Here is a 23,753-nt window from a genome sequence, read left to right on the forward strand (position 1 = left end):
GTGATGCAGGTCCACCTCTCGTTGCAGGGACCCAGGAGCCGGACCGAGATGCGCTCGCTCGTCCGCTGGCTCCGGAGCAGGAAAGGAGAACTCTCCGACAAAGGGATCGCCTTCGATCCGGGCGGCCCCGCGCCTCCCGACGGTGCCATGGGCCCGGCGTTCGAGGTCATCGAGTTCGTCTTCAATGCGGTCGCCCAGTACGGGGCCCTCGCCGTCGCGCTCGCCTCCTGGCGCCGGGCCCATTCCCCCGCTGAAGGCGCCGACAGCAAGGTCGTCCTCGAATGCGATGGCGTCGTGGTCACGTTGAGCGGGGCCGAGGCGGCCGACCCCGAAGCCGTCGCGCAGAAGATACGGGAGCTGCGCGACCTGCGGGAAGCGGAAGCGGACGCCCCGGACTCCAGGGACGCCCCGGACTCCGAGGAGGAACCGGGCGCGCCGCACGGGGAGGACGGCACGGCCACCCCCGGCGAGGAGGAAGGCGGAGGGGAAGAGGGCGACGGGAGGGAGGCATGAGCGGCTCCGACCCCCCGCCCCCGGCCGATGAACCGCCGGGCGGCGACCGGATCGACCCGCGGCGCTCGGCGTGCGTCCTCATCGGCGTCGGCGGCTACACCCGCATGCCCCCGCTGGGGACCGTCCGCAGCAGTGTGGCCGGCCTCAGGCAGGCCCTCACCGACCGGCGCATCTGGGGGGTCCCCGACTCCCGCGTCTGGCAGCTGCTCGACCCGCGCTCGCACGACGAGCTCACCGAACCCCTCTACGACGCCGCGAAACGGGCCGAGGACACCCTCATCGTCTACTACGCCGGGCACGGCCTCCTCGACGCCCAGGACGACCAGCTCTACCTGACCCTGCCCCGCACCATGAAGGGGCGGCCCGAGACGGCGCTCGCCTTCGGCATGTTCCGGGACGCGCTCCGGCGGGCGCGGGACGAGGGCAGGGCCCGGCGCTGCGTGCTGATCCTCGACTGCTGCTACAGCGGCCGCGCCACCCAGGACGCGGGCGCCATGGCCGGGACGGGCCACATCATGCCCGACCGCCGCCACGTGGAGGTTCAGGGCTCCTACGTGCTGACCTCCACCGGCGACGCCGAGCACGCCGAGGCGCCGCCCCGGGACACCTACACCGCCTTCACCGGCGCCCTCATCAGGGCCCTCGAACACGGCGACCCGAAGTCGCCCGGCGACCGGGCGCTCAGCCTCGACCGGATCCACGGCCTGGTCCGGGACGAGCTGCTCGACCGGAGGATGCACACGCCCTGGCGGCTGGACCAGAACGGGGTGGGCGCACTGCCGTTCGTGCGCAACCGGGCCTCGGCGGTGCCTCCCCCGCGGCCCGCGCCCGCGCGGCGCGCCCTGGCGGCGGTGGGCGCGGCGGGGCTGGCCGTCGGCCTGTTCGCGGGCGTCGCGGTCGGGTACGGGCTGCGTGAGCGGCTGCGGCCGGTCGCCGAGGCCGCCGGGGACGCGATCCCCGGCCCGTGCGGGGAGGAGGGCGCCGAGCTGCTCGACGTCTCGGACCGGCTGGCCCGGCCCCCGGGGAACGAGCACCTGGGCAGCCGGGTCGAAGGGCTGTCGGCGCTGGCCCTGACCGGGAAAGGGGGCGAGGCGCTGGCGATGCGCGACAACGAGCCCGCCCACCTGTTCGGCGTGCGGATGGGATCCCCCGAGGAGCTGCGGCCCGAGGTCACATCGGTGCGGACGCTCAAGGGGGCCGACGGCGGGCGGCTCGACTCCTTCGACGGCGAGGGCCTGGTGGTGGAGGAGGGCGGGGAGACCGTGCTCGTCGCCGCGGAGGGCGGCCCCTCGATCCGGCGGTTCCGCCTGTCCGACGGGACCCAGGCCGGCGAACCGCTGCCGCTGCCCTCCGGCTTCGGGTACGCACCGCAGGGCCGGGCGCAGGAGGGACGCAGCCTGGAGTCGCTCGCGGCGTCGCCGGGCGGCCGGTACCTCTTCGCGGGGATGGAGGGGCCGCTGCTGGGCGACGCGGACGTCCACGGCCGCCACCAGGTCCGGATCCAGCGGTACGAGGGGGAGGCGGGCGGCGGCTACACGCCGGACCGGCAGTTCGGCTACCAGACCGAGGAGGGGCTGTACCTGGTCGAACTGGTGGCCGTCGCCGAGGACCGCCTCCTGGCCCTGGAGCGCGGGTACCTGAAGGGGGTCGGGAACGCCGTCCGGGTCTACGACGTCGACCTCGGCGGCGCCCGCGACGTCTCCGACCGCGTCCTGGACGCGAACGCGGCCGAACTCCTGGTCGGCAAGCGGCTCGTGGTCGACCTGGGCCGGTGCCCGCCGGGCGGCGTCCGGGTCCAGGAGGCGCAGCCCAACCCGGTTCTGCAGAACGTCGAGGGCATGGCGCTGGCCCCGGAGCGCACCGCACCGGGCGACGACGGCCGCCGCACGCTGTACCTGGTGAGCGACGACAACGGCCGCGAGTCGCAGGAGACGCGCGTCCACGCGCTCTCCGTCGACCTCGGCGGGTAGGCGGGGAGGCACGGGCGCGGCGCCGGTCGGCCGGGAAGGGCCGGGCAGGTCCGGCCCGAAGCGGCCGCGGTCGTGCCGACCACAGGGCGGACGGAGGCGCCGCTCCTCCGAGGGGCGACGGTGGTCCGGACCCGGCCCGGGGCCGTCCTCCCAGGGCCGGGTCCGTGCTTTCACCGGTCGGCGGGCTCGTGCTCGCGGTCGGTGCCGCCGGACGCGCCGCCGGCCCCGGAGGCGTCCTGCTCGTCGACCGGCGTGACCGTCCCGGCCGATCCGTCGACCGTGATCAGGTCGCCGTCCTTGATCCGCCGGGTGGCGTCCCGCAGGCAGATCACCGCCGGGATGCCGTACTCGCGGGCCACCGTCGGCCCGTGCGCGATCGGCGACCCCGTCTCGGTGACCAGCCCCGCCGCCGTCATGAACAGCGGCGTCCAGCCCGGGTCCGTGGTCGGGGCGACCAGGATCTCGCCCGGCTCCAGCGACGCCCCCGCCGGGTCGCGCACCACCCGGGCCCTGCCGGTGGCCCGGCCCGCCGCCGCGGGCTTGCCGACCATCGCCCCCTCCTCCGGGGGCGGCGCGGGCAGCAGCGCCTCCACGTCGGTGCCGTCCGACAGCAGCAGCGCGGGCACCTCCGGGCGGCGCAGCTCGCGGCGGTAGAACGCGCGCCGCTCGGCCACCGTCTCCCGCTGGTCGGCGCCGTCCTCCACGATGCTCCGCAGCTCGGGCACCTTGAGGAACATGACGTCATCGGCCCGCTCCAGCAGACCGCGCGAGACCAGCTCCTCACCGATCCGGACCAGCTCGCGGCGGGTCGTCCAGAACGGGATCAGCCAGGCGAACTTGGCGACCTCCCGCAGCCCGGTCAGCTCCCGCGAGCGCCGCATCAGGAACAGCCCCAGCCGCCCGCGCACCCGGTGCCTGCGCCGCACCCTCTGCGCCACGTCGGCGATGACCGCCTCCGCGCGCTCGGCCGCCCGGGCGAAGCGCCGGTCCGGCGCCTGCTCGGGGTCCTCCACCCGCAGGTAGTTGGCGATCGTCGCGAACAGCGGCGACGGGTCGTCGCCCCAGCGGGGCATGCCGATGTCCACCTCGGCGGCGGCCCGGTGGCCGTACAGCCGCAGGAACCCCTCCATGCCGATGTCGGGCAGGGTGCCCGCCCGGTACTTGTCGGCCAGTTCCTCCGGCGGGGTGGACACGAACAGGTCCCCGTGCTCGCGCGCGCGGGTCGCCATCCGCCACAGCGCCATGTCCATCTGGGTGGTGACGTTGTGCGGCATGCCGCCGAGCGCCGCGTCCCCCTCCTCCTCGGTCATGATGCCCTTCAGCACCGCCGACGGGAGCCCGGTGAGCACGATCCCGGCGAACAGCGGCCACATCAGCATCATGATCCCGCGGAACATGGTCTCGTCGCTGACGGACCCCTCCACGTAGCGCAGCCGGGCGGACAGGGGCGCGCCCTCGGGCGGGGGAGCGGGGGTCTCCTCACGCAGGATGCGGATGGCCTCGTCCACCTTGGCCCGCGCGGCCGCCGGCTTGGCCAGCGCGTGGACCATGCCCGCCACGGCGGGCCCGGCGTGGCGCAGCGTCAGGCGGAGCATCGGCCCGATCTTGTAGGGCAGCCCCGACACCGGGGAGAAGCGCGGGTCCTTCATCAGGTGCTCGATCCCCGCCTTGGCGCGGGGACCGTACACGTCCGCCATCGACCCCAGCCGCGGCCGCATCGCCTTGCTGCGGAGGAAGTCGGTCATGTCGATGTAGAGGCGCCCGCCGATCCCGGCCATCATCGGCGCCGACGGGCCGCTGCGCGGGGCCTTCATGAAGTCCCCGAGCCAGTCCTCCAGCATGGTCTCCATCATGGAGAAGCCCATGGGCGTCATCGGGCGCAGCAGCCCCTGGATGTTGCCCGCCTCCATGTAGGCGCGCGGCTGCGGCAGGTGCGCGTCGTCCGGGAGGGGGAACAGGGTGGTGATGGCCCGCGACTGCAGCATCCACAGCACGCCGTCGGCGTCGTAGGCCCACTCGGCGTCCTGCGGGGAGCCGAAGTGCCGCTGCAGGCGCTCGCCCGCCGCGCGCAGCTCCTCCACCTGGGCGCGGGTGAGGCACCCGTCCTCGGGGCCCTCGACGCCGTCGGGGCCCACCGTGTAGTGGTCGGGCTCGCCGGTTCCGTCGACCACGCCCGTGCCCAGCCCGTACACCGCGTCGGCGACCATCACCGAGCGGCTGCCGCTGAGCGGGTCCGCGGTGAACAGCACCCCGGCGGTCTCCGCCTCCACCATCCGCTGGACGACGACCGCCATGTGCACGTCGTCGCCGTCGATCTCGTTGTCCCTGCGGTAGGCCACCGCCCGCTCGGAGTCCAGCGACGCCCAGCAGCGGCGGACCGCGTCCACCAGCTCCTCCACGCCCTCGACGCCGAGGATCGTGTCCTGCTGCCCGGCGAAGCTGGCATCGGGCAGGTCCTCGGCGGTGGCGCTGGAGCGCACCGCCACCCGGCCGCCCCCCAGCTCGGCGTAGGCCGCGGCGAGCTCCTCCTCGGGGACGGCGCCCGCCCGGTGCGCCTCGGTGGTCAGGCAGAAGCCGGGCGGGACCCGCTCGCCGGCGGCGATCATCTCGCCCAGCCCGGCGGCCTTGCCGCCGACCAGGCCGATCATGCCGGCGTCGATCTCACTCAGGCCGACCACGTGCATCGCGTTCACTCCTCATCCTGTGCGCCGCCTCGGCGAGCAGCTCCATGGCGCTCACCACGGCCTCCAATTCCTCCGCCGTCAGGTAGTCCCACAGCGCGGTCTGCGCCTCCATCCGGACGCGGGCGATGCCGTCCAGCACCTCCCGTCCCGCGTCGGTGAGGCGGACCCGCCTGACCCGGCGGTCGGCGGCGTCCTCGTAGCGCTCCACGAGACCGCGCCGCACCATACGGTCGACCACACGGCTCGTCCGCGAGGTGGAGCGGCCGAGCACCTCGGCCAGCCCGCTCAGGGGCGGATCCCCCGGGAACGGCGGGCGGTCGTGGTCGAGCGTCTGGAGCAGGGCCATCTCGATGAGCGAGAGGTCCTCGTCGTCGTTGACCCGCACGAGGCTGGGAACCGTGTCGCGCTGCATGGAGCGGATCACGGCCTCTAGACGTTCACGCTGATACTTGTGCGTGTCTGCATCGATTGCCATTGCGCAATCAAATCTAGGGCGGCCGAACCGCGGGTGTCCAGAAGGCGGAGGCGATCCATACGCGCTCTTGACGCGGGGCGACGGGGCGCGTCAGCGGGGCCCCCGGGGGCGGCCCGGCCCGCGCCGCCCCGGGGCCCAGGCGCGCGCCCGTCCGGGAGTAGGCTCTGGGCGGAGATCCGCGCCGCTGCCGACCGGCCGGGCCGCCCCGCGCCCGCCGTGCCCAGCGCTCCTGACCGATGCCCACCGGCCTCCGCCGGCCCCGCGCATGCGGGCCCGGCGCGCCGTGTGCAGAAAGGAAGGACCATGGCCGAACGCCCTGGACGGAAGGCGCCGCGTGTCACGACGGCGACGGTGGTGCGCACGGAGCGGCTCACGCCGCACATGGTGCGCGTCGTGCTCGGCGGCCCGGAGATCGCCGCACTCGGTGCGGACCGGTTCTCGGACCACTACGTCAAACTGTTGTTCCCGCGCGCCGGGGTGGAGTACCCCGAGCCGTTCGACCTGGAGCGCATCCGGGCGGAGATGCCGCGCGAGCAGTGGCCCGACATGCGCACCTACACCGTCCGCCGGTGGGACGCCGCGCGGGCGGAGATGGACGTCGACTTCGTGATCCACGGCGACGAGGGGCTCGCGGGCCCGTGGGCGGTCGCCGCCCGGCCCGGGGACGTCCTGCGGTTCGCGGGCCCCGGCGGCGCCTACGCGCCGGACGCCGGGGCCGACTGGCACCTGATGGCGGGCGACGAGAGCGCCCTCCCGGCGATCGCGGCCTCCCTGGAGCGCCTCCCCGAAGGGGCGGACGCGCACGTCTTCATCGAGGTCGAGGGGCCCGAGGAGGAGCAGCCGCTGCCGAACGCGGCGGGTGTCAAGCCGACCTGGCTGCACCGCGGCGGGGAGCGGGTGGGGCAGGCCCTCGTCCGCGCCGTCCGGGAGCTGGAGCGGCCCGGGGGCGAGGTGCAGGCGTTCGTCCACGGCGAGGCGGGCTTCGTGAAGGAGCTGCGCCGCCTGCTGCGCAAGGAGTGGGAGGTGCCGCGGGAGCGCCTGTCGATCTCGGGCTACTGGCGCCTGGGCATGGACGAGGACGGATGGCAGTCCTCCAAGCGCGAATGGACCCGCCAGGTGGAGGAGGAGCAGGAGGGCGCCTGAGGGCCGCCGGACCCCGCCCCTGCGCCGTTGATCTCGGGAAATGCGCCCCTACAAGCGGCCCGGTAGCGTCGTTTCTCCCGAGATCAACGCCGGGCACACCCTAGCGGGGTGCCCGCTGCTCCCATGCGACCCTACGTCTGGGGTGACGGACTCCGCTAACGTCCTGTGCCGCCCGCGATGCGGTCGAGGAGTTCTTCCAACAGGGTCCGCTCTCCCCGGGTGAGGGGGGCGGGGGAGTCGTCGAGGATCGCCCGCAGGGCGATCGCGCGGCGTGCGGGCTCGCGGTCGGGGCCGCCGGCGTCCTCGTCGGCGGCGCTGTCCCCGCCCCTTCCGGCGTTCCGGTCCGGCGCGTCGGTGGTGATCGAGGCGAGCACCGCCTCGCGCATGCGGTCCGACAGGTCCGGGTCGCGCTTCTCGGGAGGCACCTCGATCTGTGAGAACGCGACGCCGCGCCCCGCCGAGTGCACCATCCGGGCCGCGTGCTCCACGCCAGTCACCAGCCGTCCCGCCTCGGCGATCGCCCGGATCAGGCCCTGCAGGATCTCCTCGGACCGCTCGAGCGCCCCGCTCGTCGCGTCCGTGCGGTCGGGCCGGTACATCAGCCGGTAGTGCGCCGGGTGCTCCATGGCGAACTCCTGGTGCAGGTCCCACCCCGCGCGCAGGTCGTCGACCGGGTCGCCGGTGGCGGGCTGGGCCTCCTTGCGCGCCAGGTAGCGGGCGAAGCCCTCGGCGGCCACGGCGTCCAGCAGGCCGCCCATGTCGCCGAACAGGCGGTAGATGGCCGGGGGCTGCACCCCGGCGGCGGCGCTGACCGACCGTGTGGTGACGGCCTCGGGGCCCTCCTCGTCCAGCAGCCGTGCCGCGGCGCCGACGATGCGGGCGCGTGTGTCGCTCCGTTCAGCCATGTATCGATGATAACGGATTCTCGGTATCAACGCTTGCGTTAACGATGGAAGCGTCATACCGTTATCAGCGATAGCGGCCGGACACGCGCCGGCCGCGCCAGAGGGAGGAGACCACCATGACCGCGACCACGATGCGCGCCGTCCAGGCCACCGAGGCGGGCGGACCGTTCACCCCCGCCGGGCTCCCCGTCCCCGAGCCCGGCCCCGGCCGGGTCCGGGTGCGCGTGCGCGCCTGCGGCGTCTGCGGCGGCGACGCCGTCCCCCGGTTCGGCGCCATGGGCACCCGCCACCCGCGCGTGCCCGGCCACGAGATCGCCGGTACCGTCGACGCCCTCGGCGCCGGGGTGCGCTCCTGGAGCCCCGGAGACCGGGTCGGCGCCGGATGGCACGGGGGCCACTGCTTCACCTGCGCCTCCTGCCGCCGGGGCGACTTCGCCAACTGCACCGAGCGCCTGATCCTGGGCGCCGACTACGACGGCGGGTACGCCGAGTACGCCGTCGTCCCCCAGGAGGCGCTGGCACGCATCCCTGAGGAGCTGGCCTTCGAGGAGGCCGCCCCGCTCATGTGCGCGGGGGTGACGGTCTTCAACGCGCTCCGGAACACCGGCGCCCGCCCCGGCGACACCGTCGCCGTCCAAGGCGTGGGCGGCCTGGGCCACCTGGGGATCCAGTACGCCCACAAGATGGGCTTCCGGACCGTGGCCGTCAGCCGGGGCCGCGCCAAGGAGGAGACCGCCCGCTCGCTGGGGGCCGACGCCTACATCGACGGTGCCGACGGCAGCGCGGGCGAGGCCCTGGCGGCGGCGGGCGGCGCGCGGGTCGTCCTCGCCACCGTCGACGACGCGGCCGCCCAGGCCGACATCGCCCAGGGCCTGCAGGGCAACGGGGAGATGATGGTGATCGGCACCCCGCACGACCCGATCCCCGTCTCCAGCCTGCTGCTGGTCACCGGCCGCAGGAGCGTCCGGGGCTGGTACAGCGGCCACGCCATGGACAGCGAGGAGGCGATGGAGTTCGCCGCCCTCAAGGGCGTGCGGCCCATGGTCGAGCAGTACAAGCTGGAGGAGGCCGAGCAGGCGTTCGAGGCCATGGGCAAGGCGCGCTTCCGGAACGTGCTGGTGCCCTGAGCGGGGAACACGGGAAACACGGGAAACGGCCGTAGGCGCGTACGCGCCTACGGCCGTTCTGTGCCGTCCCCCCCGTCGTCCCTCGCCGGTTCCACGGTCCCCGCCGTTCAGCGCCCGCCCAGCACCGCCTCGACGGTGATCGGAAGGTCCCGGAAGCGCCTTCCGGTCGCGTGGTGGACCGCGTTCGCGATGGCCGCCGCGGCGCCGACCACGCCCACCTCGCCCACGCCCTTCACCCCCAGCGGGTTGACCATCCGGTCCTCCGCTTCGACGAACTCCACGCGCACCTCCGGGGCGTCCGCGTTCACCGGGAGCAGGTACTCGCCCATGCTCGCGTTCGCCCACCGCCCCGAGTCGGGGTCCATGCGGGTCGCCTCCAGCAGGGCGTGCCCCAGCCCCCACAGCATGCCGCCCATCAGCTGGCTGCGCGCCGTCTTGGCGTTGAGCACCCGCCCCGGGGCGAACACCCCCAGCATCCGCCGCACCCGCACCAGCCCCAGGTCCGGGTCGACCCCCACCTCGGCGAACTGCGCCCCGAACGTCGCCGCCGCGAACCCGGCGTCCGACCGCGGCGGGTCCCACGACCCCAGCGCCTCCGCGTCGAACATCATGTGCCGCCGCAGCAGCTCGGTGTAGGACTCGCCGCCGCCGTCCCGCACGAACATCCGGCCCCCGGCCACCTCCACCCGGGCCGGGTCGGCGCCGTGCAGCGGCGAGTCCGGGTCGGCCACCGCCCGCTCCACCATCTGCTCGCGCAGCGCGGTCGCCGCCGTGTGCACCGCCGACGAGATCGCCCCCGCTCCGGCCGAGCCCACCGCCGCCACCGTCGTGGGCAGGTCGGTGTCGCCGTAGCGCGCCTCCACCTGCTCGGCGTCGATGCCCAGCGCCGCCGCGGCCACCTGCCGCATCACCGCGCCCACCCCGGTGCCGAACTCCGCGCACGCCGTCTCGGCGACGGCCCGGCCGTCGGCGTGCAGCCGCACCCGCGCCCGCTGCGGGTTCATCGCCTGGTAGACGGGGTACACGGCCGAGGCCATGCCGGTGCCCACCAGCCAGTGCCCGTCGGTGCGGGTGCCCGGCACCGGGTCGCGGTCGCGCCAGCCGAACATCTGCGCACCGTGCTCGTAGCACTCCCGCAGCCCCTTGCTCGACCACGGCAGCCCGCTCACCGGGTCGGTGTCGCAGTGGTTGCGCAGCCGTAGGTCGACCGGGTCGACGCCGAGCTCCGAGGCGAGCTTGTCCATGGCGGTCTCCAGGGCGAACATCCCCGAGGCCTCGCCCGGCGCCCGCATGAACGCCGGGGTCATCGTGTTCGCGCGGAACAGCCGGTACACGCCCTCGTGGTTCGGGCAGGCGTACATCCGCGCCGGCATCTCCAGCGACGGCTCGGTCCAGTCGTCGAACGGCGAGGTCGGCGAGAGCTTGTGGTGGCGGATCGCGGTCAGCGTCCCGTCCCGGCGCGCCCCCAGGGTGATGCGCTGCTCCTGCTCCTCCCGGTGCCCGCAGGCGGTGAACATCTGCTCGCGCGTCACCACCAGCCTCACCGGCGCCCGCACGTGCCGGGCCGCCATCGCCGCCAGGGTCGGGTGCGCCCAGATCATCGCCTTGGACCCGAAGCTCCCGCCGACCGCCGTGGCCACCACCCGCACCCGCGACGGCGGGACGCCCAGCAGCTCGGACACGGTCAGCCGGGTCGCGGTCGGCCCCTGCGTGGAGTCGTGGACGGTCAGCCGCCCGTCCTCCCAGTACGCCGTGGCCGCCGCCGTCTCGATCGGGTTGTGGTGGTTGGCCGCCATCCGGTGCACCGTCTCCACGACCGCGTCCGCCTCGGCCAGCCCGGCCTCCACGTCGCCCCGGCCCAGCCGCCCCGGCAGGAACCCGGCGAGGATCCGGTCGGGCTCGTAGGCGCGCTCCCGGCCCTCCTCCAGGGTGGTCACGTGCGGCTCGCCCCGGTACCCGATGCGCAGCAGCGAGGCCGCGTGCCCGGCCCGCTCCAGGGTGTCGGCGACCACCATCGCCACCGGCTGCCCCGCGTAGTGCACGCGGGCGTCGCGCATCGGGAAGAAGCTCTGCCCGGAGGCGCTCGCGCCCGCGATCGACGGCAGCAGGTGCGGTTCGGCGGCCAGCGGCGGCAGGTTCAGGTGGCTGAGCACCGCCAGCACCCCCTCCGAGCGCAGCGCCTCCCGGTCGTCGATCCCGGTCACCTCGCCGGCGGCGATCCCGGCGCCCACCAGCACCGCGTGCACCGTCCCCGGCGGTGCGTACTCGGCGGCGTAGCGCGCCGCCCCGGTCACCTTCGCGCGGGCGTCGGCCCGGTCCATCGGCCGCCCGGTCTGGGCCGCCCGCGCCTCCTGCGGAACGGTGCTCATCGCGCCCCTCCCTGCCGTTCGGCCGCCATGCGCAGCGCGCGCACCATGGTGCGCTGGGCCAACTCGATCTTGAAGGCGTTCATGCCCCTGGGGACCGCGCCCCGCATCTCCCGGACCGCGGCCAGCTCGTAGGAGGCGCCCTCGGCCGGGGACCCCACCAGTTCCTCCTCGGCCGCGTGGGCCCGCCACGGCTTGGTCGCCACGCCGCCCAGGCCGATTCGGGCCTCGGCGACCATCCCGTCCTCCACGCGCAGCACGACCGCCGCCGAGGCCAGCGCGAACTCGTAGGACTCCCGGTCGCGCACCTTGAGGTAGACCGAGGTGCGGGCGAACGGGATCCGCGGCACGTCGACGGCGGTGATCAGCTCCCCGTGCGCCACGGGGTGCTCGCGTTCGGGCGTGTCCCCGGGCAGCAGGAAGAAGTCGTCGACGGGCACGGACCGCTCGCCGTCGGGTCCGCGCAGCCGCACCACCGCGTCCAGGGCGGTCAGCGCCACGGCGGCGTCGGACGGGTGAGCGGCGATGCAGTGCTCGCTGGTGCCCAGGACGGCGTGGCCGCGGTTCACCCCGCCGACCGCCGCGCACCCGCTGCCCGGCACGCGCTTGTTGCACGCCGCCCCGCCGTCGCGGAAGTAGGCGCAGCGCACCCGCTGCATCAGGTTCCCGCCGATGGTGGCCATGTTGCGCAGCTGCGGTGAGGCGCCCATCTCCAGCGCCTGGGCGAGCGCCGGGTAGCGCTCGCGCACGACGGGGTGGGCGGCGACGTCGCTCATCCTGGCCAGGCCGCCGAGCCGCACGCCGCCGTCGGGGCCTTCCTCGATGCGGGAGATCGGCAGCGCGTTGATGTCGACGACGCGGCGCGGGCGCGCCACGCCGATCCTGAGCATGTCGACCTCGGTGGTGCCGCCGGCCAGGAACTCGCTGCCGGGGTCGGAGGCGACCTCTTCGACGGCGGTGGCCACGTCGGACACCCGTGTGTAGGCGAAGGGGCGCATCACTGTGCTCCTTCCGTGCGCGGGCGGTCGGAGCCGTGGGCCGGGTCGGCCGGATCGGCAGGGTCGGCCGGTCCGACGGAGTCGGGGCCCGGGTCGGCGGCGAAACCGCGCGCCTGCGCCGCGGCGGCGTCGGAGGCGGTGCCGCCGGGCCCGGCCGTGCCGACCGCGTCGGAGGCGTGCCCCTCGTGCCGGTCGCGCACCTGGCGGATGGCGGCGCGGATGTTGGGGTAGGCGGCGCACCGGCAGATGTTGCCGCTCATCCACTCGGCGATCTCGGCGTCGTCCCCGGTGTGGCCCTCCTCCAGCAGCGCGACCGCGGACACCAGCTGGCCCGGGGTGCAGAAGCCGCACTGGAAGGCGTCGTTGGCGATGAAGGCCTCCTGCACGGGGTGCAGCCGCTCGCCGTCGGCCAGTCCTTCGACCGTGGTGACCTCCTGTCCTTCGCAGGTGACGGCCAGCGTGAGGCAGGCCAGGACCCGGCGGCCGCCGACCATCACCGTGCAGGCGCCGCAGGCGCCCTGGTCGCAGCCCTTCTTCGGCCCGGTGACGCCCATGCGCTCGCGCAGCGCGTCCAGCAGGCTCACCCGGGGTTCGACGCGCACGGTGCGCGCGGTCCCGTCGACGGTGAGTGCGACGTCCACCTCGCCGGGGCCGAGCTCGGGCGGGCGGGCCTCCCCCCGTCCCTCGCGGCGCGCCTGTGCGGGCAGGCGCGGGCGGCTGGTCTGGCGGGTCACCGCGGCCACCTCCCCGGCGCCTCGGGCTCGGTCATCGCGACGCGGTCCATGGGATCCCCCCGGTTCTGCGCGGACATCGCCGCCCGGGCCGCGCGCTGCGGCGCGCCCCCTGTCACCTCCCAGGCGGCATCGCCGACCAGCCTCCCCCGGGAGACGGGTCGCGCCATACCGACGCGCGGCAAAGCCCGGTGCAACTCTGCGCAAGTCTGCGACCTGGGGGAGAGGGAGGGGAGCGTTCGCCGGGACCGGATGGCCGTCGGTGAGCGCCGTGTCCCTAGGAGCGGTGTGATTCCCATCCGCCCAGGCCCGCGCGCCTGTGACGTCCCTGGGACGGGACCTGCCCGGCCTGACCTCTGACCTGAGGCCGGCCCTACGGCGAGGCGGCCTTCGGCCGCCCGCCGAGGGCGGTCGCGAACGGCGAAATCCACACCACTCGGGGGCAGATGGAAGGCGCTCGCGGCTCGGTGCCGGTCCTGAGCCGGATGGCCGACGATCGTGCCTTTCAAAGGTGCCAGGCGGACAACGTCAGCCTTCCCCTGTCGCGGCGGCGATCGCCTTCAGCCAGCCCTCCACCGGGCCGACGGTGACCATGCCGCTGCCCGCGCCCGCGATCTCCTTCCGGGCGGGGAGCAACCGGTTGCGGACCTTGACCAGCGTCCGGTGGTCGCCGAGTTCGAGGGCGGTCGCCGCCTCCAGGCAGCACAGCGCCTCATAGAGCAGGTCCGGCGCGGGCTCGGGGAGCGCACGCAGGGCGGCCCCGGCCTCGTCGGCCTTCCCCGCGTGCAAGAGCAGGAGCGGTTCGACCCAAGGTCGGTAGGGGCCCCAGTCAGAGTCCGGGGACACACACCCCACTGCCGCGAGCACCGACGACCCGGGCGCCCCGCCCCCTTCGGCTTCAGGCGACTCGGGCGCCTCCTCCACGGCACTCGGCGCGCCCGGGTGGGCCCTCGAAAGGTGCAGGCACAGCAGCGCCAACGGCAGCAGCCCCTCCTCGACACCCGGCATCCCCGAGCCCCGCAGTTCCGCGGCCGCGTCGCGGTAGGCCTTCTCCGCGTCGTCGGTGCGCCCCGACACGGCGACCCGGAGCGCGCGGTACCAGCGGGTGAACACCCGGGCCAGGGGCAGCTCGTTCTGGAGGGACAACCGGTCGACCGCCGCCGCATGCTCATCGGCGGCGGCGAAATCGCCCAGGCCCGCGCGCGCCTGCATCCGCACCATCCGGCCGAAGACCTCATAGGTCGGCAGCGCGTGCCGGGCCCCGAGCGCGGTGGCCTCCGCGCCTATGGCGTCGCGCCGCCCGGCCCCGCCCGCGCGCGTGCACGACTGCATGAACACCGCGTTGAGGGCGAACGCCAGCAGCGCCGGGTCGTCGAGACGGCGCGCGATCGCCTCCGCTTCGCGGGCCGCCTGCGGCCCTCGGGGCGAGCGGACGCCGCGCATCTCCAGGCCGATCGTCGCCAGCAGGCGGCAGCGCGCCGCCGCGTGCTCCCCGCCGTCCGAGGGGAGCGCCGCGAGCGCCCGCTCTGCGGCGGCGACGATCTCGCGGGCCTGGGCCGGGTCGTCGCTGCGCGGCCAGATCGCGGGAACGTCGTAGGCGCCGATCACCCGCGCCGCCAGCTCCGGGTCGTCGGCCTCCTCGGCGGCGCGCACGGCGGCCAGACGGTTCTCCCGCGCCGCCTCCAGGCCGCCGCCACCGGTCACCGCCAGGCTGCGCAGCAGGCCGACCGACGACTCCAGCCGCGCGCGGGAACCGGCCGCCACCGAGCGGTCATAGACGGCGGCGGTGCGCGCCCACACCTCGGCGGCGGAGCGGGCCGCCTCGGGCCGGTCCAACGCGGGGTCCTGGGCGAGCACGTCCGCCTCCAGGCGCCGGAGGCGCGGCCCCGGGTCGACCCCCAGGGCGTCGGCGAGGGCCGACCGGGCCCGGCGCAGCACCGCCAGCGCGTCCCCCTGCCGCCCGGAGCGGTACAGGGCCAGCGCCAGGAGCCGCCACCTCTCCTCCCGCCAGGGGTGGTCGGCGGCCTGGGCGTCCAGGTCCGGGACGGCGTCGGCCGCCTCACCCAGGGCCAGGAGGGAGTCGGCGCGCCGCTCTACCGCCTGAAGGCGCAGCTCGTTCAGGCGGGCGCGTTCGGCCTGCGCCCAGTGCTCGTCCGCGAAGTCGGCATAGGCGGGGCCCCGCCACAGCCAGAGGGCGCCGTCGAGCAGCTCCAGCGCGCGCTTCGGCGGCCGGTCCGCGGCCTCGTGCAGGGCGTCCTCGAACCGCCAGGCGTCCACGGTGCCGGGGGCGGCGCGCAGCGCGTACCCCGGGCCCTCGGTCACGAGCAGCCGGGGCGGGGTGCGCGGCGGGCGGTCCGGCTCCAGGGCGCGCCGGAGCGCGGCCACGAAGGTGCGCACGGCGCCGACCGCGCCGTCGGGCGGGTCCTCCCAGAGGGCGTCCACCAGGCGGTCGACGGGGACGACCCGCCTTCGGGCGATGAGCAGGAGCGCCAGCACCGCCCGGTGCCGCGGCCCCTTGAGGGGGACCGCCGCGCCGTCCCGCTCGGCCGCGACCGGCCCGAGCACACCGAACCCGACCCGTTCCATGCCCGCCTCTCCTGCTCGCACGCCGGTCCAACGGTATGCGCTCATCGGATGCTCATCGGCGCGCGGCACGCTCGGGGCGAAGGCGGACGGAGGGCCGGACGGGGTCCCGCCCCGCGCCGCCACCGCATCGGACCACCACCACGAAAACGAGGAGAACACCATGGCGCCGACCATTCCCGGATTCGACCTGCGGAGGGTGCCCGTCGCCGACGGCGTCGAGCTGAACGCGGCCGTGGGCGGCTCGGGCAGCCCCGTCGTGCTGCTGCACGGCTTCCCGCAGACCCACCTGATGTGGCGGCACGTGGCCGCCGACCTGGCGGCCGACCACACCGTCATCGTTCCCGACCTGCGGGGGTACGGCGCCAGCGACAAGCCCGCCGAGGACGGCGGGGCCTACTCCAAGCGGACGATGGCCGCCGATGTCGTGGCGCTGGCCGGCGCCCTGGGGCACGAGCGGTTCGCCCTGGCCGGGCACGACCGCGGGGCCCTGGTCGCCATCCGCGCGGGGCTGGACCACCCGGGCCGCGTCACCCACCTGGCCAGCCTGGACGTGCTGCCGACGCTGGACATGTGGGACGTGATGCACGGCCGGAGCGCGGCCGTCGGGTTCCACCTCTACCTGATGGCCCAGCCGCCCGGCCTGCCCGAGCGGATGATCGCCGCCGAGCCGGACGCCTTCTTCTCCTTCTTCCTCGACGCCTGGGGCGCCGACCCGGAGACGATCCCCGCCGACGTGCGCGGGGCCTACCTGGAGGCGTCCAGGAACGCGGTCCCCTCGATCGTCGCCGACTACAGGGCCTCGGCCGGGATCGACGCCGAGCACGACCAGGCCGACCGGGACGCGGGCCGGAAGCTGGGCATGCCGGTCACCGTCCTCCAGCAGGACTGGGGCGCGGCGCTGGGGTTCGACGCCGAGGGCATCTGGAAGGGGTGGGCCGACGACCTGGTCCACCGCACGGTGGCGGCGGGCCACTTCATGGCCGAGGCCGACCCGGCGCGCGTGGTCGCCGAGCTGCGGGAGCTCCTGGAGCGGTGACCTGGTGGACCCGTCGGGCGCGGGAGCCCGTTGGGGCGGGCGCCGCGGTTCCGACGGCGCCGCGGACGGCGTTGGCCGGGCTCCCGGCCCGGGTCGGCCCCGCCGTCCACCGCGCCTGCGGGCCGCGGCCGGGCCCTGCGCGCTAACGGGTGCGGTTGCCGACCGAGACGCTCCCCTGCGCGACGGCGACCAGCGTCTCGACGCCATCGGCGTCCACGGTGACCAGGTCGCACCGGCACACCACGCGTGTGCGCCCGGCGCGGACCACCTGCGCCTCGGCGCGCAGCAGGACGCCGTCGGCGGGCTTGAGGTAGTCGATGGTGTACCCGGCGGTGATCAGGTCCGTTCCGGCGGCGGTGCCCGCGGCGAAGGTGAGCGCGTTGTCGGCGGCGTAGCCGAGCACGCCGCCGTGCAGCACGCCGTACTGCTGGCGCAGCTCGTCGCGGATGTCCAGCTCCAGCACGGCGCGCCCGTCGCCGAAGGCGGTCAGCCGGGTGCCGAGCAGGGCGCTGAACGGCTGGGCGCGCAGGACGGCGCGGGCGTCCAGGAGGGCGGGGTCGTCGGTGTCGAGAGTGTCCACGGTTCCTCATTTCACTAGTGAAGTGAGGATCGCGCCGCCCGGGGCGCTCTGTCAAGATCGGACCATGCCCGGACCTGACGAGCGCCTGTACTTCCTGCTGCAGCGGGCGGCCAACCGCCTGCGCACCGACGCCGACCGCCGCCTGGTGGAGGCCGCCGGGGTCACCAGCGCGCAGCTCGGGGCGCTGTTCGCCGTCCGGGCCGAGCCGGGCATGACCCAGCGCAGGCTCGCCGAGGTGCTCGGCCTGCGCGAGTCCGCCGTGACGGCGCTGGTCCGTCGGCTGGCCGACGGCGGCCTGGTGGCCAAGCGGGCGCACCCGGAGGAGCACCGGGCGGTGGTGCTGAAGCTGACCGGGGAGGGCGAGGACGCCCTGCGCGAGGCCCGCCCGGAGATGGACCGCTTCAACGCCGAGGTGCGCGGCCTGCTGGGCGAGGAGGCGTTCCGCGCGACCGCCGCCGGACTGCACCGCCTCGCCTTCGGCCCCGACGAGGGCGGGGGCGGGGGAGGCGGAGAAGAGGAAGAGCGCGGAAGGGCGTGACCCTCCCTCCGAGCCGCCCGTGGTGGCCGGAAGGCTACGGGGCCGGTGTCCCGAACGCCTCCCGGCAGCATTCGACGAAGTCGGCCACCACGGGGTCGCCGTCGGCCTCCGGGAGCCATGCGACGCCCGCCTGGACCGGGCTCACCCCCGCCAACGGGCGGTAGACCACCCCCGGATGCGCGTAGTAACGGGCGCCCGACTCCGGGGCCAGCGCGACGCCGAGCCCGGCGGCGATCGCGTTCAGCCACTCGTCCGGGTGCTCGGCCACCGCTCCGACCCGCCGCGGCCGCGACGTGCGCTCTCCGGCCGCCAACCAGTGGTCCCGCCATGCGCCCGTGTGCTCCGGCGCGGCGACGAAGGGCTCGTCCTCCAGCTCCTCCAACCGGACCACCTCCCGCTCGGCCAGAGGGTGGCCGACGGCGAGGACCACACTGCGGGGCTCGGTGTACAGCACCTCAACGCGCAGGTCCTCCCGGGCGGGGACGGGCAGGAGGACCAGGGCCGCCCGGACCCGCCGGTCGGCCAGCCCAGCGGTCGGGTCGGACCACGGCGCCTGGCGGAGTTCGATCCTCCAGTCCGGGCGGACCCGGGCGAAGGCCGCCTGGACCGCCGATGCCGGTCCGCCGCTGGCGATGAACCCCACGGGCAGGACCCGCGCCTCGCGATCGGCGGCCAGGCGGACGTCGCGCGCCGCCTCCTCCCACGCGGCGAGCAGCGCCGGGGCCCGCCCGGCCAGGGCGTGCCCGGCGGCGGTGAGCCGCATCCCGGTCGGCGTCCGGTCGAAGAGGCGGGCCCCGAGCAGGTCCTCCAGGCGGTGGATCTGCTTGGTCACCGCCGGCTGGGACACATAGAGCCGTTCGGCGGCGCGGGTGAGCCCTCCCTCTTCGGCCACGGCGGTGAAATAGCGGAGCAGCCGGGTGTGCACGTCCATGCGATCAGGTTATGGAAACGGATATTGGACGGGCCGGTCCACGGGGCGGAAGGGTGGCGCACAGAGGCGGCGGGCGGGGCGCCCTTATGCGGGCGCCCCGCCCGTTCCGACCATTCGGTCGGCGCCCGATGGAATCCCACACGGAGGATGGACCCCGATGCACACCGTCTACCTGGTCGTCGTATGGGCCACGATTCTGGCCAATGCGGGAATCGCCGTCGCGGACTTCGCGCGCGCGGGATTCGTGATGGACAATTCCGCCGCAGTGGGCCTGCCGCCGTCGTGGATCATGCCTCTCGGCGTCCTGAAGACGGCCGGTGCCCTCGGACTCCTCGCCGGTGTGGCAGGGTTCCGATGGATCGGGGCGGCAGCGGCGGCGGGCCTCGTCCTCTTCTTCATCGGTGCGGTGGCGGCACACGTGAGGGCACGCGTGTTCTCCAATATCGCCTTTCCCGGTGCCTACCTGGCGCTCGCCGCGGGGTCACTGGTGCTGACCCTCCTCCGGTGAGCGGCGGACGCCGGTCTCCGAGCACCCCGCCGGTTCCGCCTGCCGGAGCGGAGCGGCGCCGCGGGGGCGGGGCAGGGCGTCGGTGCCCTCCCTCGGCCCCCGTGTCCCCGGGCGGGGCGGCCGCCGCCCTAGCCCTCGTAGTTCTCCAGCGCGTCGAGGGCCGCCTGGGCGATCTCCTCGTCGATCGAGCCGTCGGGCGCGCCGCCCACGCCGATTCCCGCGATCGGGGCCCCGTCGGAGGCGACCGGGACACCGCCCGCCAGGAACAGGGTGCCGGGGATGTCGCCGATGCTCGGCGCGTCGCCCCCGGCGTTCTCGCTCAGCGCGCTCGTGGGCTGTCCGAAGGACACCGCGGTGAACGCCTTCTGCTCGGCCGACTCCTGCGTCTGCGGGCCGGCGTTGTCGGTCTTGAGCACCAGGCGCGTGGCGCCGGAGCGGTCCACCACCGCGATGGAGACCTGCTGGTCCTGCTCCTGGGCCTCGTCCAGCCCGGCCTGGGCCGCGGCGACCAGCGCGTCGCCGCCCAGCACCCCGCGGTCGACCACGGCCTGCGGGGCCGCGTCGGCCGCCGCGGACGCCGGGGCGCCCGGGGAGCCCTGCGGCAGGGCGGTGGCGACGATCCCGCCGACCAGGGCCAGCCCGGCCGCGCCCCCGACGGCGGTGGCGATGATGTGGCTGCGCTTCATGTCCGATCAGTCCTTCCGGTGCGGATGGTCCGGGCCGTCCCAGCGGCCCCGCCGGCGTCCGTCCGCCGACACCCCCAACAGTGCTCCCGCCGGCCCCCCGCCCCATCGGGCCTGCGGCGGAACGGGGCACACCGTCCGGATGGGCCTCGTTGTCATCCGATCGGATGACGCCGATACTGGTGCGCGTGGGGAGCATGGGGCAGATGCGACGCGATCCCCGGCAGGACGAGGGAACGGCCCCCGCGCCCGGCACCGCCGAGCCGCGCGACCGGGTGGGCAGCCCCCGGCTCGCCGCCGTCATGCACGCCGGGTTCTTCGCCCTGATGGCCTCCTCCTCCGCGCGCCTGGTCCTCCGGCACGACATGGACGCCCACACCGCCGCCTCCCTGGAGCTGGCCGCCCTGGTCGCGGTCCTGTACGCCGTCGGCATGCTGCTGTGGGGCCGCGCCCGCCGCCCGGTCCTCATCGGCTGGCTCGCCGCCGTCGTGGTGTGCTGGATCGCGCTGGTCACCATGGCGCCGTCCTTCGCCTTCGCCGCGATCCCGCTGCTGTTCCTCGCGCTGCGGCTGCTGCCGGTCCCCGCCGCCGTCGCGGTCGCCGCCGTGCTGGCCGTCGGCACCTCCGCCGCCTGGGCGGCGCTGACCGACATCCGCGACCCCACCGTCTACCTGGTCCCCGCCGCCATCGCGCTGATGGTCGTCGTCACCGTCGCCGAGCTGCGCCAAGAGAGCGAGCGCCACCGGGCCGCCATCGCCGACCTGCTGCGCACCCGCGGCGCCCTGGCCGAATCCAACCGCCGCACCGGCGTGCTGGAGGAGCGCGAGCGCATCGCCCGCGAGATCCACGACACCGTCGCCCAAGGCCTGTCCAGCACCGGCATGCTGCTCCGGGCGGCCGACCGGTGCTGGGACTCCGAACCGGAGCGCGCGCGGGAACTGGTGCGGCAGGCCGCCGTGAGCGTGCGCGACAACCTCGACGAAGCGCGCGCGTTCGTCCAGGGGCGGGGCCCGGTGCGCCTGGACGCCGAGACCCTGCCCGACGCCCTCGAAGCGCTGTGCGCGGACACGGCGGCCCAGAGCGGTGTCGACGCGCGCTTCCACCTGGACGCCGACCCGGCGGAGGCGGCGGCGCTGCCGGAGCCCGTCTCTGCCGCCCTGCTGCGCATCGCCCAGGGGGCCCTGGCCAACGTGCGCGAGCACGCGGGCGCCACGGGCGCCGTCGTCACGCTCACGCTGATGGGGGACCGCGCCGTCCTGGACGTCATCGACGACGGGGCCGGGTTCGACCCCGCGACGGCCGCCCCCGGCGGCGGACGCGGCTTCGGCCTGGCGGCGGCACGCGCCCGCGCCGAAGAGCTCGGCGGCGAACTGACCGTGGAGAGCACCCCGGGCGAGGGCACCGGGGTGTCGGCGGCGATCCCCCTGGAGGACCGGTGAGACTGTTCCTGGTGGACGACCACCCCATCGTGCGGACGGGGCTGACCGCCCTGTTCGCCGGGGAGGAGGACGTCGAGATCGCCGGGGAGGCGGACAACGGCGACGACGCCGTCCGCCTGATCGCGCTCCGCGCGCCGGACGTCGTGCTCATGGACCTGCGCCTGGGCGGCGACCCCGACGGCGTGGAGACGACCCGCCGCGTGCGCGCGCTGCCGGACCCGCCCAAGGTGCTGGTCCTGACCACCTATGAGACCGACACCGACATCATCCGCGCCATCGACGCGGGTGCCTCGGGGTACCTGCTTAAGGACAGCCCGCCCGAGCGCCTCTTCGAGGCCGTGCGGGCCGCGGCGCGAGGGGAGACCGTGCTCTCCCCGCACGTCGCCGCCCGCCTGATGCGCCGCGTGCGCGACCCGCTGCCGACCCTGACCCGGCGCGAGATGGAGATCCTGGCCCTGCTGGCCGAGGGGCTCGGCAACAAGGACATGGCCAAGCGGCTGTTCGTCACCGAGGCGACGGTGAAGACGCACCTCCAGCGCATCTACACCAAGCTGGGGGTCGACACCCGGACCGCCGCGGTGCGCGCGGCCGTCGAACAGGACCTGATCCGCCTGGACTGACAGGACCCGCGTTGATCTCGGGAAAACCGCCCCAAAAACCGTGCCGGTAGCGTCGTTCCTCCCGAGATCAACGAGCGGGGCTACTCGGCGGTCGCGTCGATGCTCTCCTCCAGGCCCTCGGAGACCCTGGTGACGAGCATCAGGTCCTCGTCGGGCAGAGTGGTGTCCTCGGTCCGGTACTGCACCGTCACGGCGACATTGCTCATGCGGAAATTGGCCCGGTGGAGGAGGCTCTCCTCGCCGGAGGGGGCCGTGTACGACGCCTCCTCGACGATCTTGTACAAGGTGGCGAACCCCTCGTCGCCCACCTCGATGTCCTTGGCCGCGAGCTTCTCGCTGTCGTCCTCGGGCCCCTCGTCCGCTCTCTCCCTGACGGAGGCGAGGCGATCCTTCACGGGCTTGTAGTCCGAGGCCGCCGTGTCGGGCGAGTAGAGGGTGATGTCCACGACCAGCTCGCCCTCACCGACCCAGCCGCCGCAGGCCGAGTACTCGGGGCCCGTGTCGTCCTCCGCCGTCGGCGGCGCCGTGAACGCCGGTTCCAACTCCACGACCTTGACGTCGTCCTTGGTCACGTGCCCGACGGCGTCCTTGAGCAGCTCGTCGCAGTCGCCGATGCCCTCGTAGGCCGCCGGGGGTGTGGCGTAGACGCCCAGGGAGACGGCGGCGGCCAGCCCCACGGCGACGCCGCCGCCGATCAGGTACCGCCGGTCGGACCACCATGTGGGCCGGGCGTCCGCCGAAGGGGTCTCCTGCGGTTCGGGGGCGGGGGAGGAGCCGGGGGAAGAATCGGACATCGGTGGGAATTCCTAGTGGGGATGAGGCGGCAGGGAACAGGGGGAACTGGCCCGTTCCATCCTTTACCCCCGGCGCCGCGAACATCACCACCGGCCCTCTCGCCCCCGGGGCCACGCCGCTTACTCCGCTCCGTCCGCCGCCAGGGCGGCATCCCCCTTGTAGAGCCGCGCGACCACCCCTTCGATGTCGGGCTCCTGCACGGTCAGGTCCGCGACCTGGTGGTCCCGGGCCACCTCCGCGATCACCGCCGCCGGGTTCCCGTCCAGCTCCAGCCACTGGCGCGGCCCCTGGCTGCGGACGCAGCGCGCCCCCGGCACGGCGATGGGCGGGCCGGGCTCGGCGAGGTCGACGACGAGCGTGCGCGGCCCCGGGGCGCGGTCCCGCAGCCCCGCCAGGTCACCGTCGTAGGCCAGGCGGCCGTGGTCGATCACCATCACTCGGCGGCACAGCCGCTCCACGTCGCCCAGGTCGTGCGTGGTCAGCAGGATCGTGGTGCCGCGCTCGGCGTTGAGCCGGGTCAGGAACGCGCGGATCGTGGACTTGCTGACCACGTCCAGCCCGATGGTCGGCTCGTCCAGCACCAGCAGGTCCGGGTCGTGCAGCAGTGCGGCCGTCAGGTCCCCGCGCATGCGCTGGCCCAGGCTGAGCTGGCGCACGGGCGTGTGCAGGAACGGGCCCAGCTCCAGCAGCTCGGTCAGCTCGGCCAGGCGCCGCGCGTGGTCGCGCGGCGGGACCCGGTACAGGTGCCGCGTCAGCGCCAGGCTGTCGCGCAGCGGCAGGTCCCACCACAGGGTGGTGCGCTGCCCGAACACGATGCCGATGCGCGCCGCCAGCCGCGTCCGGTGGCGCGCCGGCTCGGCGCCCAGGACCCGCAGGCGGCCGCGGCCCGGGGTGAGCAGGCCGATGAGCATCTTCATCGTCGTGCTCTTCCCGGCGCCGTTGGGCCCCAGGTAGCCCACGACCTCGCCGGGGTGCACCTGGAAGGTCACCCCGTCCACGGCGTCCACGGTGCGGCGCCTGCGGCGCAGCAGCGGCCCCTCGGAGACGGTGAACGACCGGCCGAGCCCGCGGGCGTCGATGATGGGCCCCTCGGCGGGGGCGGCGGAGGAATCGGAGGAGGGCAAG

Annotated in this window: 20 protein-coding genes and 1 pseudogene; 9 read left to right on the forward strand and 12 right to left on the reverse strand. The window is 75.2% G+C overall.

What is annotated here, in order from left to right:
* The first annotated feature begins 3 nt into the window (after nucleotides 1-3).
* Both O4J56_RS16235 and O4J56_RS16240 read left to right on the forward strand, forming a co-directional pair.
* Nucleotides 4-513, forward strand: coding sequence for an effector-associated constant component EACC1 (locus O4J56_RS16235; protein ID WP_270686672.1), 510 nt, complete (start codon nucleotides 4-6; stop codon nucleotides 511-513).
* Nucleotides 510-2,483, forward strand: coding sequence for a caspase, EACC1-associated type (locus O4J56_RS16240; RefSeq protein ID WP_270686673.1), 1,974 nt, complete (start codon nucleotides 510-512; stop codon nucleotides 2,481-2,483). The genes O4J56_RS16235 and O4J56_RS16240 overlap by 4 nt, the downstream gene beginning before the upstream one ends.
* Before the next feature lie 170 nt (nucleotides 2,484-2,653).
* Here the strand turns inward: O4J56_RS16240 and O4J56_RS16245 are convergent, their stop codons facing one another.
* Nucleotides 2,654-5,167, reverse strand: a complete 2,514-nt coding sequence (locus O4J56_RS16245) for a PEP/pyruvate-binding domain-containing protein (protein WP_270686712.1) — start codon at nucleotides 5,165-5,167, stop codon at nucleotides 2,654-2,656.
* The gene (locus O4J56_RS16250) at nucleotides 5,145-5,642 is read right to left on the reverse strand and encodes a MarR family winged helix-turn-helix transcriptional regulator (protein ID WP_270686674.1); all 498 of its coding nucleotides are present in this window, start codon (nucleotides 5,640-5,642) and stop codon (nucleotides 5,145-5,147) included. The genes O4J56_RS16245 and O4J56_RS16250 overlap by 23 nt, the downstream gene beginning before the upstream one ends.
* Before the next feature lie 303 nt (nucleotides 5,643-5,945).
* On the opposite strand from O4J56_RS16250, the gene O4J56_RS16255 reads away from it, so the two are divergent.
* Entirely contained in the window at nucleotides 5,946-6,785 is an 840-nt protein-coding gene (locus O4J56_RS16255) for a siderophore-interacting protein (RefSeq protein WP_270686675.1), read from the forward strand.
* A gap of 155 nt (nucleotides 6,786-6,940) precedes the next feature.
* Here O4J56_RS16255 and O4J56_RS16260 read toward each other — a convergent pair whose 3' ends face one another.
* On the reverse strand, nucleotides 6,941-7,690 hold the full coding sequence (locus O4J56_RS16260; RefSeq protein ID WP_270686676.1) for a TetR/AcrR family transcriptional regulator: 750 nt from the start codon (nucleotides 7,688-7,690) through the stop codon (nucleotides 6,941-6,943).
* Nucleotides 7,691-7,806: 116 nt separating this feature from the next.
* Here O4J56_RS16260 and O4J56_RS16265 point away from each other — a divergent pair, with 116 nt between their 5' ends.
* A complete protein-coding gene (locus O4J56_RS16265; RefSeq protein ID WP_270686677.1) occupies nucleotides 7,807-8,817 on the forward strand; it encodes an alcohol dehydrogenase catalytic domain-containing protein in 1,011 nt (336 codons plus the stop codon).
* A 107-nt stretch (nucleotides 8,818-8,924) separates the two neighbouring features.
* On the opposite strand, the gene O4J56_RS16270 is transcribed toward O4J56_RS16265, so the two are convergent.
* The 4 genes and pseudogenes from O4J56_RS16270 to O4J56_RS16285 all read right to left on the reverse strand — a co-directional run bounded on the left by O4J56_RS16270 (nucleotide 8,925) and on the right by O4J56_RS16285 (nucleotide 15,498).
* Nucleotides 8,925-11,186: a xanthine dehydrogenase family protein molybdopterin-binding subunit gene (locus O4J56_RS16270; RefSeq protein WP_270686678.1), complete on the reverse strand. Its 2,262-nt coding sequence runs from the start codon at nucleotides 11,184-11,186 to the stop codon at nucleotides 8,925-8,927.
* Nucleotides 11,183-12,181 (reverse strand): FAD binding domain-containing protein, encoded by a 999-nt coding sequence (locus O4J56_RS16275; protein ID WP_270686680.1) that lies wholly within the window; start codon nucleotides 12,179-12,181, stop codon nucleotides 11,183-11,185. The genes O4J56_RS16270 and O4J56_RS16275 overlap by 4 nt, the downstream gene beginning before the upstream one ends.
* A 191-nt stretch (nucleotides 12,182-12,372) precedes the next feature.
* Nucleotides 12,373-12,924, reverse strand: a pseudogene (locus O4J56_RS16280) ((2Fe-2S)-binding protein); the annotation flags it as partial.
* Between the two features lie 516 nt (nucleotides 12,925-13,440).
* Nucleotides 13,441-15,498 (reverse strand): AfsR/SARP family transcriptional regulator, encoded by a 2,058-nt coding sequence (locus O4J56_RS16285; RefSeq protein ID WP_270686713.1) that lies wholly within the window; start codon nucleotides 15,496-15,498, stop codon nucleotides 13,441-13,443.
* Nucleotides 15,499-15,658: 160 nt separating this feature from the next.
* Between O4J56_RS16285 and O4J56_RS16290 the strand changes: the two genes are divergently transcribed.
* Entirely contained in the window at nucleotides 15,659-16,534 is an 876-nt protein-coding gene (locus O4J56_RS16290) for an alpha/beta fold hydrolase (RefSeq protein ID WP_270686681.1), read from the forward strand.
* Between the two features lie 142 nt (nucleotides 16,535-16,676).
* On the opposite strand, the gene O4J56_RS16295 is transcribed toward O4J56_RS16290, so the two are convergent.
* Complete coding sequence (locus O4J56_RS16295) at nucleotides 16,677-17,114, reverse strand: PaaI family thioesterase (RefSeq protein WP_270686683.1); 438 nt, start codon at nucleotides 17,112-17,114, stop codon at nucleotides 16,677-16,679.
* 64 nt (nucleotides 17,115-17,178) lie between these two features.
* Between O4J56_RS16295 and O4J56_RS16300 the strand changes: the two genes are divergently transcribed.
* Nucleotides 17,179-17,652, forward strand: a complete 474-nt coding sequence (locus tag O4J56_RS16300) for a MarR family winged helix-turn-helix transcriptional regulator (RefSeq protein ID WP_270686685.1) — start codon at nucleotides 17,179-17,181, stop codon at nucleotides 17,650-17,652.
* Between the two features lie 34 nt (nucleotides 17,653-17,686).
* Here O4J56_RS16300 and O4J56_RS16305 read toward each other — a convergent pair whose 3' ends face one another.
* Entirely contained in the window at nucleotides 17,687-18,583 is an 897-nt protein-coding gene (locus O4J56_RS16305; RefSeq protein ID WP_270686687.1) for a LysR family transcriptional regulator, read from the reverse strand.
* Between the two features lie 157 nt (nucleotides 18,584-18,740).
* Between O4J56_RS16305 and O4J56_RS16310 the strand changes: the two genes are divergently transcribed.
* Nucleotides 18,741-19,091: a DoxX family protein gene (locus O4J56_RS16310; protein WP_270686688.1), complete on the forward strand. Its 351-nt coding sequence runs from the start codon at nucleotides 18,741-18,743 to the stop codon at nucleotides 19,089-19,091.
* Nucleotides 19,092-19,219: 128 nt separating this feature from the next.
* Here O4J56_RS16310 and O4J56_RS16315 read toward each other — a convergent pair whose 3' ends face one another.
* Nucleotides 19,220-19,777: a GlcG/HbpS family heme-binding protein gene (locus tag O4J56_RS16315; RefSeq protein ID WP_270686689.1), complete on the reverse strand. Its 558-nt coding sequence runs from the start codon at nucleotides 19,775-19,777 to the stop codon at nucleotides 19,220-19,222.
* Nucleotides 19,778-19,980: 203 nt separating this feature from the next.
* Between O4J56_RS16315 and O4J56_RS16320 the strand changes: the two genes are divergently transcribed.
* Together O4J56_RS16320 and O4J56_RS16325 are read left to right on the forward strand one after the other, a co-directional pair.
* Nucleotides 19,981-21,213, forward strand: a complete 1,233-nt coding sequence (locus O4J56_RS16320) for a sensor histidine kinase (RefSeq protein ID WP_270686690.1) — start codon at nucleotides 19,981-19,983, stop codon at nucleotides 21,211-21,213.
* Nucleotides 21,210-21,833 carry a response regulator gene (locus O4J56_RS16325; protein WP_270686692.1) on the forward strand — a complete coding sequence of 208 codons (624 nt, stop codon included), beginning with the start codon at nucleotides 21,210-21,212 and terminating at the stop codon, nucleotides 21,831-21,833. The genes O4J56_RS16320 and O4J56_RS16325 overlap by 4 nt, the downstream gene beginning before the upstream one ends.
* 80 nt (nucleotides 21,834-21,913) lie before the next feature.
* Here O4J56_RS16325 and O4J56_RS16330 read toward each other — a convergent pair whose 3' ends face one another.
* Both O4J56_RS16330 and O4J56_RS16335 read right to left on the reverse strand, forming a co-directional pair.
* A complete protein-coding gene (locus tag O4J56_RS16330; protein WP_270686694.1) occupies nucleotides 21,914-22,627 on the reverse strand; it encodes a hypothetical protein in 714 nt (237 codons plus the stop codon).
* A gap of 120 nt (nucleotides 22,628-22,747) precedes the next feature.
* A complete protein-coding gene (locus O4J56_RS16335; RefSeq protein WP_270686696.1) occupies nucleotides 22,748-23,752 on the reverse strand; it encodes an ABC transporter ATP-binding protein in 1,005 nt (334 codons plus the stop codon).
* Between the last annotated feature and the right edge of the window lies 1 nt (nucleotide 23,753).

Origin of the sequence: Nocardiopsis endophytica (genome assembly GCF_027706725.1) — a bacterium.
Classification (GTDB): domain Bacteria; phylum Actinomycetota; class Actinomycetes; order Streptosporangiales; family Streptosporangiaceae; genus Nocardiopsis_A; species Nocardiopsis_A endophytica.